We start from the raw sequence: 12,427 nt of genomic DNA on the forward strand, positions 1-12,427 counted from the left end.
CCGGCTGCCGCACACCGAACTCCCCCACCTGAAATCCCGAATGCCGACCCTGTGGACCAACTCGTACCTCGTCGCCACCATCGGCGGCGCAACCCTGGAGATCGTGAAGAGGTATGTGGAGAACCAGCGCACAGTCTGACCAGACACCCACCTGCCCTGACGGCGAATGGGCCATCCCTGACCTGCTCCACAGGCAGTCCGATTCCTCCCCACGGCTAAAGCCGGGGGTTTCCACGGAGGTTTCTCGATGATGCAGACCCGTTTGGACCCGCAGCGACAGGCCGACATCCGGCGGATACTCGTCGCCGAGGCCTCCGCTCCCACGGCCCGGCCCCGCCCGGCCCGGCTCGCCGTCGCGCTCGGCGCCGTGGTGGCGGTGGCCGCCGGCGTCGTGGTCGCCACCCGTGCGGACGCTCCCCCGGCCGGCTACGCGGGCTGGTCCGCCGTGCCGCAGGCCGCTCCCCCGCTCACCGCCTCCGAGGAGGAGCTGCGGGAGTGGGCGTCGGTCTGCACCGACCTCGGAGTCGGGGGTGTCGCCGTGGCGGGCGCCCGGCCGACCGGGAAACGAGAGGTGCTGGTCGACCGGCGAGGCGACTTCACCTACTGCGTCGACGTGGCCCGCGGCAACGGCACCCCGGCCGAGCCGCTGATCGCCCTCTCCGGCGTCCGTCGCGACGACGGCCTGAACGGCATGAACGCCACCGTCTCGGACCGGCCGTTCGAGGCCCCGCTCGGCGGTGACGTGCTGGTTCTCGGCGGCGGGCAGGACGCGCCACCGCCGGGCCTCGAGGTGGCCCAGATCTTCGGCTTGAGCGGGGCGGACGTGTCCGGGGTCGACATCGTGCTCGCCAACGGCCTGCGGGTCACGGCCACTGTACGTGCGGGTGTCTGGGGAGCGTGGTGGCCGGCCGAACGCGGACCGGCCGGCGGCTGTGTGCTGGAGGTGCGCACCGCCGGCGGGGTCCGGACGGTCGACCCCGGCACGGTCCGGCTGCCGATCGGCTAGCCCGGGTTCCGGAGGGGGGTGGCGGGGCCGGCGGCGCGGCCGGCGACGACCTGCGCCCGGAGATCCGTGACGACCTGATGAGCAGCGGCCGGGCTGACGGCTACCACCGCAGACGCGCGACGACCGGCAGGTGGTCGCTGCCGGTTCTCGGAAGGGCCCGGACCGACGTCACGGTGAGAGAACGGGCCAGGACGTGATCGATACGGGCCACCGGCAGGGCGGCCGGCCAGCTGAAGGCGAAGCCGGACTCGGCCGTGCCGAGGCGTGCGGTCACCGGTTCGAGGCCGCGGTCCTTCGTGGTGGCGTTCAGATCGCCGAGAAGGATCACCCGGTCCAGCGGCTCCGCGCCGAGAGCCGCGCCGAGCCTGCGGGCGCTGTCGTCCCGGCGGTCCGCGTCGAGGCCGCCCGAGCCGGGCCGAACCGACGGCAGATGGACCACGTAGACCGCGACGTCGCCGAGCGGGGTGCGGGCGACGGCGCGCAGGCCACGGTTCCAGTCGGGGCCGAGTCCGGCCGGGCGGATGTCGAGCGGGGCGGCGCCGGCGAGCGGGTACCGCGACCAGAGCGCGACCGTGCCCTGAACGGTGTGGTGCGGGTAGGCGGCCGGGAACGCGGCCCGGTAGGCGGGCAGCGCCTGCGGCGTGACCTCCTCGAGCGCGACCAGGTCGGGGCCTGCCGCCAGGAGGGTACGGACCGTGCCCGGCACGTCGGGGTTCTCGTCGCTGACGTTGTGCTGCACGGCGACCAGGTCCGGCTCGGGCTCCCCGGCCGGCAGCAGATGGCCGCCGAAGAGGGCCAGCCACGCCACCAGCGGAAACAGTGCCGCGGCCAGCGCGATCCCGGAGCGGCGCCACACGGCCAGGGCGAGAAGGAGCGGAACGCTCAACCCCAGCCACGGCAGGAACGTCGGCAGCAGGCTGCCGCCGGGTAGCACCGGATGAGCGATCAGGGCACCCGCCGCCAGCAGCCCGACCGGCACGGCCACGAACCGGCCGATCCGGTCCCGCCCGCCGAGGATCCGCACGCGGCGATGCTCGCACAGCCGCTCAACTCGCCCCGGGGCGGCCCGCGCCCGCCGGTCAGGCCCCCGGCGGGCCCGGATCGGGTTCGAGAATCTCCCGGAGCACCTGGTCCCAGACGGCGCGGGGCGGGAACTCGTGGCCCACCCCGTCCAGCCACACCAGACGGGCGCCGGGAATGCCGCGGGCCAACTCCTCCGGATGCGGGGCGGGGAAGCGGCGGTCCAGGGTGCCGTGCAGGACCACGGTGCGGGCCTCGATGGCACCCAGCATGTCGCGGACCGGCGGGCCGTAACCGGCGAGACGGTGATTGAGGCGGGTCGCGGCCAGGTCGGCGGAACGATCGAAGATGCGCTCGGCCAGGCGGCGCAACTGCGGCTCGTCGGCGGTGAACGGGCCGCCGTGGTCGCGCACCTCGGCGATCATGCGGGCTACCGCGGCCTTCCGGTTCGACCAGTCGGTCTCGTCGGTGATCGGGGCGGCTTCCACCGTACGCATGCCGGCCGTGACCGTGCCCGCGACGACCGTGACCGGACCGCCCACGGTGACCGGCGCGGCTTCCGTCCCGGCGCCGCCCGCGCTGGTGGCCATGAGGGTGAGTGACAGCACCCGGCCCGGATGGTGGACGGCGATGCGCTGCGCGAGCGCGCCTCCGAGGGCGAAGCCGACCAGGTGGGCGGCGGGCACCCGGAGCGCGTCGAGCACCCCGACGGCGTCGTCCATCAGGTCGGCGCCGGAGTAGGCGAGCGCGCCCGCCGGGTAGGAGGTGGACCGGCCGGTGTCCCGGTGGTCGTAGCGGATCACGAACCGGCCGCCGGCCGCGAGCCGGCGGCAGAACTCGTCGTCCCACCAGTCCATCGGACTGGCATCCCCGGCCAGGAGCAGCAGAGGGGCATCGGTGGGCTCCCCGAAGGACTCCACACACACCTGGATGCCGTTGACCGGCATCATCGTCTCCGTCACCACGAATTCATTGTGGCCAGGCTCACTGACGGCCACGTTACGCCGACATCACATCGGCGCACGCGCTTGCTGAGAGGCCTTCGCAACGCGCACATCGCGAGATCGACATCGGACGGTCCGGTGAGGGCCGCCGCCGTAGCAGGACGATCGTCCGCCGAAACCCGCCGCGGCAACAGCGGGACCAGGAACCGTACGGAGGCCGCCGCGACGCGAGGACGTCGCGGCGGCCCGGTGGCGGCCTGTCAGCAGACGGTCGTGACGGCGGCGGCGGACCGTGCCTGTCCGCGTACCACCCGCAGCGACATCGCGGTCAGGCCGAGCGCGAGGGCGAACAGGGTGAGGTGCAGCCAGGGGTTCGCGATCGGCACGAAGCCGATGATCGCGACCGGGATCTGGACGACGCCCACGAGGGCGGCGAGGAGCCGGCGGTTGCCGCCGGCCCAGAGCAGGGCGGTCCACACCGGCGCCGTGGCGACCAGCAGGGTGAGCCCGTCGAGCAGGGCGTGCAGGGCCGGGCTGTGCACCGCGTTGTGCGCGAAAGCCTGGGCGGGTGAGGCGATCCAGAGGCCGGCGAGAACGAGGGCGAGAACGACAGCGGCACGACGCATGGGATCCTCCAGCGCAATCAAACCGTTGCTCCGAGTAATCAAGCTAACACCCGGACGACGGCTCACGTCGATTCATTCGCCCGCCGGGATGATCACGGAGGGTTGTTGATCTCGGCCGAACGGGCCAGTGCTCACCAACAGTGATCATCGCTAACCTGCGTCGGTGCGTTTGATCGAGCTTGCGATGACCAGTGCCATCACGGTGAGTATTGCCGGTGTTTCTTACGTTGCGGTCAACCCGGCGAAGCTCGAGGCGCGGGCCCAGGTCGTCGCCGACCAGGCCACCTGCCGGACCGTGGAGACGGCGATCGTCGGATACCTGATGAACAACGACGTCCTCCCGACGTCGGTGCGCCAACTGGAGGACTACGTTCGCGGGGACATCTCCCGGTACCGCATCGTCGACGGCAAGGCCGCGGGACCCGGCTGCACGGCATAGAAGAAGTTCACCGAAACGCAACACCGGGATCTCCACGGGCGCGGCCGCCGTGGTGCTCACGGTTGCCCGCTGAGCATCCGCCGCCGGATCTCCTCGGCCTGGTCCGGGCTGCCGGACGCCTCCAGCACGCCGGCGTAGGTGACATAGGCCTGTGCCAGCCGGTCGGCGAAGGCCCCCGGATCCCGCTCGGCCAGCGGCGTGTGGATCCGGATCGACTCGGCTGCCGCCGCCCGCGCCCCCATCAGGTCGCGCCGCGTCTCCAGGCAGATCCAGGCGTACATCGTCGAGGCCAGGCCCAGCCCGTGCAGGGCGGACTCGTCGCCGCGGCCGACCCGGCGGAAGACCGCGATCGCCTCCCTGCACACCGGCCGGGCCTCCGCGGGCCGGTCCAGGTCGCACAACACGATCATCAAATGCATCAGCGCGCCGCCGAATCCGGACAGATGCTTCTCCGGGTAGGCCGCCGCCAGCCGCCGGTGGAGGTCCACGGCCTCCTCGGCGCAGGCCAGCGCCTCGTGCGGGCGCCCGGTCTCGGACAGCTGAATCCCCTGGTGGCGCAGCGTGCCGGCGAGTTCCGGCCGGTGAACCTCCGGGTTCCCCTCGGCCAGCCGGCGGTGCAGGGTCACCGCCTCCGCCAGGATCGGAAGAGCCTCACGGCCGCGCCCGGTCTCGGCGAGCACCCGGCCCAGGCTACCGACGGCGAGGGCCAGGCGAGGCTGGTGCACGGCCGGTTCCTTCTCGGACAGCCGCCGCAGCAGATCGACCGCCTCCGCCGCCGAGGCCACCGCTTCCGTACGCCGTCCCACGTTGGCCAGGGCGACGCCACGGTTGCGCAGCGAGATCGCGACGTCGGGCAGATGTGCCTCCGGGTGGGCCACGGCCATCCGGCGCCAGAGGGCGGTCGCCTCCTCGGTCGTCGCCAGCGCCTCCGCCATCCGTCTCAAGCCGGTGTACACCGCGCTCAGGTTGGTCAGCGCCGCCCCGAGGTTCTCCTGCCGGGCGCCGTCCACCCCCAGCTCCCGGAACCGGGCGACGGCCTCCTCCGCCGGCCGGAGCGCCTCCGGCCACCGCCCCAGCTCGGTGAGCCGCAGGCCGTGGTTGCTGAGAACGCGCGCCAGGTCGGGAAGGTACCCGTCCGGGTTCGTCTCGACGAGTTCCCGGTAGAGGGCGACCGACTCCTCGGACGGTGGCAGCGCCTCCGGCCAGCGGCCGAGTTCGGCGAGTTTGACGGCCAGGTTGCTCAGCACGGAGGCCAGGCGTGGCCGGTAGACGGCGGGATTCATCTCCGCGAGCGAACGGTGGATGCCCACCGCCGCGATGGCGGGTTCGAGCGCCTCCGCATGGCGCCCGGTGTCCAGCATGCGGTTCCCGAGATTGCCCACGACCATGGCGAGGTCCGGAAGATACCGGTCCGGATCCCGGTCCGCCAGCTCCCACAGCAGGCCGGCCGACTCCTCGGTGAGGTCCAGGCCGCGCTGCCGCTGACCGGCCTCGGCCAGGAAGGCGCCGAAGTTGTTCAGGGCGAGCGCCAGCTGGTGCCGGTCCGGGTCCGCGACGGCGAGCGCGCGCAGCAACTCGACCGCCTCGGCCGCGGGGGCCAGGCACTCCTCGCGCCGGTCCAGCGCCGACAGCCGGGCCGCCAGGTCGGCCAGGTTCCCGGCCAGGGCGGGCCGGTGGGTGTCCGGATCGAGGGCGGCCAGCCCGCGGCCGACGGCGACCGCCTCCTCCCCCAGCGCCAGGGCCTCCCTTCGCCGGCCCAGTTCGGAGAGGACCGTGCCGGTGTTGTTCAGGGCCACCGCCAGTGCCGGCAGGTACGCGCCCGGATCCTCTTCGGCGAGTCGCCGGAGCAGGGCGACGCCCGTCTGCCCCACGGTCAGCGCCTCGGTCCAGCGGCCGGCACGGGCCAGCCGGAAAGCGTGGTCGACGTGCAGCGCCGCCACGGTGGCCGGGCCGGGCCCGGAGCGCAGCCGGTCCCGCAGAAGCCGTTCGCTGATGGCGGCCGCCGCGACGTCCAGGTCGGCGCGCGGCTCCGCCGGCAGTCTCGACTCGACGGCGGTCAGCACGTCGAGGTCGATCCCGGGGATGGACGCCAGACGGGTGAGCGCGTTGCCGCCCGCCAGGATCGCCAGCTCCGGATCCCGGCGCAACAGCGGGCACAGCACCTCCCCGGCGAGGTGCGGCCACCGACGGGCGGCCTCGATCAGGGTGGTGACCGCGGCGCCCGTCCACTCCGCCTCATGGCCGAGCAGCGCCTCCGGTGCGCTGAGCGGCCAGTCGTCGTAGCTGAGCATGGTGGGCAGACCGTGACCGGGAGTGGACAGGGCGATCAGGTCCTCGCCGAGCCGGTCCGGGTGCGGCGGCTCGAGCACGAGACGCCGGTCGGCGGGCGGATAACACGTCCGGTGATCGTCGGCGACCCGGTCCGCGGCGGTGACGTCGGCGGCGAGACCGGCGGCGATCAGCGCCCGCCGGGCGACCGGGCGGGGCACCGCCCCGGTCAGGGCCGCCGTGTAGGTGGCCCGGTGCAGGATCATCGGCGGGCTGGCGATCGGGTCCTCGGCCTTCTCGTGCATGTCCCGCCAGTGGCGCTGCTCCCGGGCCAGCAGGTATTCGGCGATCGACCGCGGGCCGGCCGGCGCCTCGTCCCGGTGCAGGCGGGCGTCGACAGCCGCGAGCGCGGCCATGTGCACCGACAGCACCGGCGCGAAGTCCGGCCCGGACAGATCGGGCGCCACCCAGCCGTCCCCCGCCACACCGAGCACCTCCCCGAACCGGACGGCCGCCGCCGTGAACATGTCGCCCCGGCCCGCGTCCGGCCCGTCCAGTACGAACGCGCCCGCCTCGATGCCGTGATCGTTCTCGGCTCGCCCGGCGAGGCTGGGCCACCAGTAGCCGGCGGACCGGGCGAGCATCAGGATCCGTACCCGTGCACCGGTCCGGGCATGCAGTGCCCGCATCTGGCCGAGCAGCGTCAGCAGCGCCGACATCGGCCACCGGTCTGCGTAGTCGACGACGGCGAGCAACGCGCCACTCGTCAGGCCGGCACGGTCCTCGCCGGGGGCCACACCGTGGGCGACCTGCCAGACCGTCCACCCGGCCGCGGCGCAGCGGGCGGCGACCTCGGCCGCGAGCCGGGTCTTGCCCTGCCCGCCGGCGCCGTGCAGCAGCCGCGCCGAGACCGTCGCCGCCGACCCGGCCCAGCCGGCGAGTTCGCCGAGTTCAGCGGCGCGGCCGGTGAACGGCACGATCCGGTGACGGGCCGCCAGCAGCCGGCTCGGCTGGGCCCGGGCCCGCTCCGGCGCCAGCGGCACGGCGGCGACCTCGGCGGCCGTCACCCGGTAGAGCGGCCGCTCCCGGCTCACGATCGTGACGTCCCCGCCGACGTCCGCCACCTGCACGACGTCCCCGAACACCACACTTCCGGTGACCGTCTGCCGGGCCTGCCGCCACGGCCGCCACCGCCCACCCTGTCCCGAGCCCATCGAGACATAGTGGACCGGGAGACGACGGCGAGGAACCCACCCCGCCCGTTCACGTGATCGCGGGGCCGGTCTCCCGCACCGGTAACGCGAAATGCCGGACCAGATCCGAGAACTCGTGCGGCCGTTCAGCGATCAGCGCCTGGAAGACCGGCTGCCGCGTCATCTCGGCCGCCACGCTGTTCCAATCGCTCGCGTTGTCGGGGAACCGGTCGGCGACCCGCAGCGCGTAATCGGTGGCGCCGGCCATCACATCGGCGATGACCATCACTCGCGCGAGATCGTCGCCCTCCAAATCGAGCGGCCGCCGCTCGTAGATGTACGGCCGCAGATCCGGGCGCTGGAAGAGCATTCCGAGCCCGGCGTCGTAGCGTTCGCTCGCGTGGTTCAATGCCTCGTACCGGCTGAAGAGGTTCGCGATGGTGATCTGGGCTCGCAACCGTTTCGCCTGCACGGCCGCGAAGTAGATGGTGAAGGCGACCGCCACCAGGCTGACGATCTGAACTACGTTACCGAGCATTCCGAGTCCTCCCGGCGCGCACGAGAACAGCTGAGCCCGATGCTAGAGAAGGGCCTCAACCGCGGGCGAGGGCGTGCTCCCGGGTGCCCGGCCAGCGGCCGCGGGCCTCCTCGCGGATCCGGGACGAGCGGTACAACCACAGCACGTCGGCGCCGAACGACCAGGCCAGCGACGCGACCGACACGGCCAGCACGGTCACCGCGACCGGACCGGGAAGCAGGCCGCTCGCCACCACCACCAGGACGATCCCCTGTACGGCGGCGACGACCTTACGGCTGAACCGGGGCGGCGTCGGGGCGGCGAGCCAGGGCAGCGCCCACGACGCCGCGCCGAACAGGTAGCGGGCCAGACCGATGAACAGCGCGAGCCAGTGCTGTTCGACGGCCGCGTACACGCTCAGGACCAGAGCCAGCGCCGAGTCGACCTCCATGTCGAAGCGGGCGCCCAGCCGGGTGGTCGTGCCGGTACGCCGGGCGATCTGCCCGTCCAGCCCGTCCATCGCGAGGGCGACCGCGGCGACGGTGACCAGCAGCCAGGCGGGCGCACCGGAGCCGGCGGCCATCGCGGTGACCCCGCCCGCGAGAATCGCGCGGCTGAACGTGACCGCGTTCGCCCATCCGAGACCGGCCATGCCGGCGCGGCGCAGACCGATGGCGAGCAGACCGCAGAGCGCGACACCGTAGACCAGCCCGGCGAGCCATCCCCACACGTCGAGGCCGACGGTGGCGGCGAGCACGGCGAGCAGAGCGACCTGGGCGGCGAATCCGGCCAGGGGCCGCACCGTGGTACTGATCGTCACCATTCCTCCTGATCGGGATGGACGTAGGGTTCAACCGGTTGACACACCCACCGGGGGCTTCCGGTTCAATGACGCAAAGGATGAGGCTGTTGACGGCTCGCGCGTTCTGGATGACTTCCCCCGGGAGCGGGGAGCTACGCACCGAACGGGTGCCCGATCCCGGACCGGGTGAGGTGCTCGTCCGGACTCTGCACTCGGGGGTGAGCCGCGGCACCGAGACGCTGGTCTTCCAGGGCCGCGTCCCGGAGAGCCAGTGGCCGTCGATGCGCGCCCCTTTCCAGAGTGGCGACTTCCCTGCCCCGGTCAAGTACGGCTACCTGAACGTGGGTGTCGTCGAGGCCGGTGTGCCGGAACTCGTCGGGAAGACGGTGTTCTGCCTCTTTCCGCACCAGACCCGGTACGTTGTTCCGGCGACCGCGGTGACCGTGGTGCCGGACGGCGTGCCGCCGGTGCGGGCCGTGCTGACCGGGACGGTGGAGACGGCGGTGAACGCGGTGTGGGACGCCGCGCCGCAGATCGGCGACCGGATCACGGTGGTGGGCGGCGGCATGGTCGGCCTGTCGGTGGTGGCCGTGCTGGCCGGCCTGCCGGGAACCGATGTCGAACTGGTCGACATCGACAAGAGCCGCGAACACGAAGCCGGGAAACTGAATGCCGGTTTCGCGCGGCCCGAGGCGGCACAGCGGGAGCGTGACCTCGTCATCCACGCCAGCGCCACCGAACAGGGCCTCACCACCAGCCTCGAACTGCTCGCCACCGAGGGGACGGTCGTCGAACTCTCCTGGTACGGCGATCGCCGCGTCGCCGTACCCCTGGGTGAGTTCTTCCACTCCCGTCGCCTGACCATCCGCGGCAGCCAGGTCGGCGGCATCGCCCCGGCCCGCCGCCGCTCCTACGCGCAGCGCCTGGCGCTCGCCCTGGACCTGCTGAAAGACCCGCGTTTCGACGCCCTGATCAGCGGCCGCAGCCCTTTCGACGAACTGCCCGAGGTGATGCCGCGGATCGCCGACGGCTCCCTGCCCGCGCTCTGTCACGTCATCGACCATCCGGCGAATTGATCTTTCCGGATCGGGTACCCGTACTACGCCACGAACCACACCTGAGGAGTTGAGCCCTTGTTCAGCGTCACCGTCCGCGACCACATCATGATCGCGCACAGCTTCACCGGCGAGGTCTTCGGCCCGGCGCAGCGTCTGCACGGCGCCACCTTCGTCGTCGACGCCACCTTCCGCCGTCCCGACCTCGACGACGACAACATCGTCGTCGACATCGGCAAGGCGAGCGAGCAGCTGCACACCGTCTGCTCCGGACTCAGCTACCGCAACCTCGACGACGATCCGGAGTTCACCGGCGTCAACACGTCCACCGAATTCCTCGCCAAGCTGATCGCCGACCGCCTGGCCGTCCGCATCCACGCCGGCGAGTTCGGCCCCGGCGCGTCCGGCCTCACCGGCATCTCGATCACCCTGCACGAGTCGCACATCGCCTGGGCGACCTACGAGCGCGCCCTGCGGTGATCCACACGCTGTTCGCGGTGCTGCCGGCGTCGATCGACGACCCGGCGGCGCCGTCCGGCGGCAACCGCTACGACCGCGAGGTGCTGCGCCGCCTCGCCCTCCCCGGTGCTCCCTCCTCCCCAAACCCTTCTCCGGTACGGGCGGAGCACACCCCTGACAGCGCCTTCGAGGTGCGGGAACTGCTCGTGCCCGGCGATTTCCCGCGTCCGGCGGCGGGTGCGCGCCAGGCGTTGGCCGGGATGCTGGCCGGGATCCCCGACCGCGCCACCGTGCTGCTCGACGGCCTGATCGCGTGCGGCGTCCCGGACCTGCTCGAACCACACGCCGGCCGCCTGCGCATGGTGATCCTGGTACACCTGCCGCTCTGCGACGAGACCGGCCTCTCCCCCGAGGCCGCCGCCGAACTGCGCGCCCTGGAACGCCGCGCTCTGCGCCTGGCCGCCGCCGTCATCGCCACCAGCACCCCGGCCGCACGCCGCGTCGAGGAACTGCACGGTCTGACCGGTGTCCACGCCGCTCCGCCGGGCGTCGACGCCGCACTTCCGGCCGTACCGTCGCTCACCGGCCGTCGGCTGCTCATGGTCGCGTCGCTGACCCGGCGCAAAGGCCACCATCTGCTGTTGCAGGCCCTCCAGACGATCACCGATCCGCCGTGGACCTGCACTGTCGCCGGAGCGGGCCGCGTCCTCGGCCGGATCCCCACACCGGCCACCCTCACCCTGACCACACCCACCGGGCTGGCCGCCCGCCTCGACGACTCCATTGTCCTGGTCACCGGCGACACACCCGGCACCCTGATCACCGACACAGCGGGCGCCCCGATCACCCCCGACACAAGGGGCAGTGTGATCACCCCCGACACAACGGGCAGTGTGATCACCCCCGAAACAACGGGCAGTGTGATCACCCCCGAAACAACGGGCAGTGTGGTCACCGCCGACACAGCGAGCAACCTCACCGCCGACACAGCCAGCACCCTGATCACCGACACAGCGGGCGCCCCGATCACCCCCGACACAACGGGCAACGTGATCATCCCCGACACAACGGGCAGTGTGATCATCGCTGACACAGCGAGTAACCCCACCGCCGACACAGCCGGCACCCTGATCACCACCGACACAACCGGCAACGTGGTCACCATCGACACAGGCAACGTGGTCACCATCGACACAACCGGCAACGTGATCACCGGCGACCTGATCACCGCCGACACGCCCGGCCGCATGATCAGCGGCGACACGACCGACAGCGGGGTTCATGACCGGCCCGGCGCCGGCGGCTCCGAGGATCCGGCCCGTCCCGGGGCCCACGTAGCCACGCCCGGTAGCCCGGCCCGCCGTCGGTCCGGCGAGGAGCCCGACGGGCATGCCGCTCCGGCGGAGGGGACGTGGCGGATCAGCCGCCCGGAACGGGACGGGCCGGTTCCGGACGAGGGCAGCGTGCGGTTCACCGGCCCGCTGAGTGGTGACGCGCTCGATGCCGTCTACGCCGGCGCGGACCTTCTCGTGCTGCCGTCGTACGGGGAGACGTACGGAATGGTGGTGACCGAAGCGCTCGCCCGCGGCCTGCCGGTGCTGGCCACGGACGTCGGCGGAGTCCCGGAGGCCCTGGGTGTCGCCGAAGGCGGCCGGCCCGGCCGGCTGATCCCACCCGGCGACCGCGACGCCCTCGCCGCTGCCCTGCGCGAGTGGCTCACCGACCCCGAGTTACGCGCCCGCTGGCGCGCCCGCGCCCACGCCCGCCGCGAAACCCTTCCCGGCTGGGACGAGACCGCCCGCCGTATCGCGGAGGTACTGAATGCGCTCCCCTGACCGCTCCGCCGGCCCGGTGCACGAGCCGGGCCGGTGCGGCGTTCGATGGGCGCGGCCGGGCGCCGCTTGCGGCAAGTCCGGCGGGTGGATCCGGAAGGCTGACAGGGTGGAGCACGGACTCCGGCGGCTTTCGGCTGGCTGTCGGCGCTGTCTCCCACCCCGGGAGGGCCGGCATCGAGGACACCCGTCGACGGGTGGAACGGTCCGAGCTGGACTCCCTGGGGGCACCGGAGGAGAGAACCCAGGTGCTGCACCACCTCACC

General features: G+C 72.7%; 11 protein-coding genes and 1 pseudogene. 6 read left to right on the plus strand and 6 right to left on the minus strand.

All coding sequences use genetic code 11. The features are described from left to right. Both AB0I88_RS39965 and AB0I88_RS39970 read left to right on the plus strand, forming a co-directional pair. Positions 1–139, plus strand: a 139-nt coding sequence (locus AB0I88_RS39965; protein WP_361037313.1) for a transposase, incomplete at its 5' end; no start/stop codon positions are given. Between the two features lie 108 nt (positions 140–247). Next, the gene (locus tag AB0I88_RS39970) at positions 248–1,006 is read left to right on the plus strand and encodes a hypothetical protein (RefSeq protein WP_361037293.1); all 759 of its coding nucleotides are present in this window, start codon (positions 248–250) and stop codon (positions 1,004–1,006) included. 100 nt (positions 1,007–1,106) lie between these two features. Here AB0I88_RS39970 and AB0I88_RS39975 read toward each other — a convergent pair whose 3' ends face one another. From AB0I88_RS39975 to AB0I88_RS39985, 3 genes are all read right to left on the minus strand, one after another. Further along, on the minus strand, positions 1,107–2,030 hold the full coding sequence (locus AB0I88_RS39975; RefSeq protein WP_361037295.1) for an endonuclease/exonuclease/phosphatase family protein: 924 nt from the start codon (positions 2,028–2,030) through the stop codon (positions 1,107–1,109). Positions 2,031–2,085: 55 nt separating this feature from the next. Then, positions 2,086–2,991, minus strand: coding sequence for an alpha/beta hydrolase (locus tag AB0I88_RS39980; protein WP_361037297.1), 906 nt, complete (start codon positions 2,989–2,991; stop codon positions 2,086–2,088). Positions 2,992–3,230: 239 nt separating this feature from the next. Further along, positions 3,231–3,596 carry a hypothetical protein gene (locus tag AB0I88_RS39985; protein ID WP_361037299.1) on the minus strand — a complete coding sequence of 122 codons (366 nt, stop codon included), beginning with the start codon at positions 3,594–3,596 and terminating at the stop codon, positions 3,231–3,233. A 163-nt stretch (positions 3,597–3,759) separates the two neighbouring features. On the opposite strand from AB0I88_RS39985, the gene AB0I88_RS39990 reads away from it, so the two are divergent. Next, entirely contained in the window at positions 3,760–4,035 is a 276-nt protein-coding gene (locus AB0I88_RS39990) for a hypothetical protein (RefSeq protein ID WP_361037301.1), read from the plus strand. A gap of 56 nt (positions 4,036–4,091) precedes the next feature. On the opposite strand, the gene AB0I88_RS39995 is transcribed toward AB0I88_RS39990, so the two are convergent. Genes AB0I88_RS39995 through AB0I88_RS40005 form a run of 3 tightly spaced genes read right to left on the minus strand, consistent with a single transcriptional unit; the run spans position 4,092 to position 8,836 of the window. Continuing rightward, complete coding sequence (locus AB0I88_RS39995) at positions 4,092–7,517, minus strand: tetratricopeptide repeat protein (RefSeq protein WP_361037303.1); 3,426 nt, start codon at positions 7,515–7,517, stop codon at positions 4,092–4,094. 49 nt (positions 7,518–7,566) lie between these two features. Beyond that, positions 7,567–8,034 carry a hypothetical protein gene (locus tag AB0I88_RS40000; RefSeq protein WP_361037305.1) on the minus strand — a complete coding sequence of 156 codons (468 nt, stop codon included), beginning with the start codon at positions 8,032–8,034 and terminating at the stop codon, positions 7,567–7,569. Positions 8,035–8,089: 55 nt separating this feature from the next. Further along, a complete protein-coding gene (locus AB0I88_RS40005) occupies positions 8,090–8,836 on the minus strand; it encodes a CDP-alcohol phosphatidyltransferase family protein (RefSeq protein ID WP_361037307.1) in 747 nt (248 codons plus the stop codon). A gap of 77 nt (positions 8,837–8,913) precedes the next feature. On the opposite strand from AB0I88_RS40005, the gene AB0I88_RS40010 reads away from it, so the two are divergent. The 3 genes and pseudogenes from AB0I88_RS40010 to AB0I88_RS40020 form a co-directional block, all read left to right on the plus strand. Next, entirely contained in the window at positions 8,914–9,891 is a 978-nt protein-coding gene (locus AB0I88_RS40010) for a dehydrogenase (RefSeq protein WP_361037309.1), read from the plus strand. 57 nt (positions 9,892–9,948) lie between these two features. Then, positions 9,949–10,350 carry a 6-carboxytetrahydropterin synthase gene (locus AB0I88_RS40015; RefSeq protein ID WP_361037311.1) on the plus strand — a complete coding sequence of 134 codons (402 nt, stop codon included), beginning with the start codon at positions 9,949–9,951 and terminating at the stop codon, positions 10,348–10,350. A gap of 1,442 nt (positions 10,351–11,792) precedes the next feature. After that, positions 11,793–12,164, plus strand: a pseudogene (locus tag AB0I88_RS40020) (glycosyltransferase family 4 protein); the annotation flags it as partial. Positions 12,165–12,427 lie beyond the last annotated feature (263 nt).

The organism is Actinoplanes sp. NPDC049802, assembly GCF_040656595.1.
Classification (GTDB): Bacteria; Actinomycetota; Actinomycetes; order Mycobacteriales; family Micromonosporaceae; genus Actinoplanes.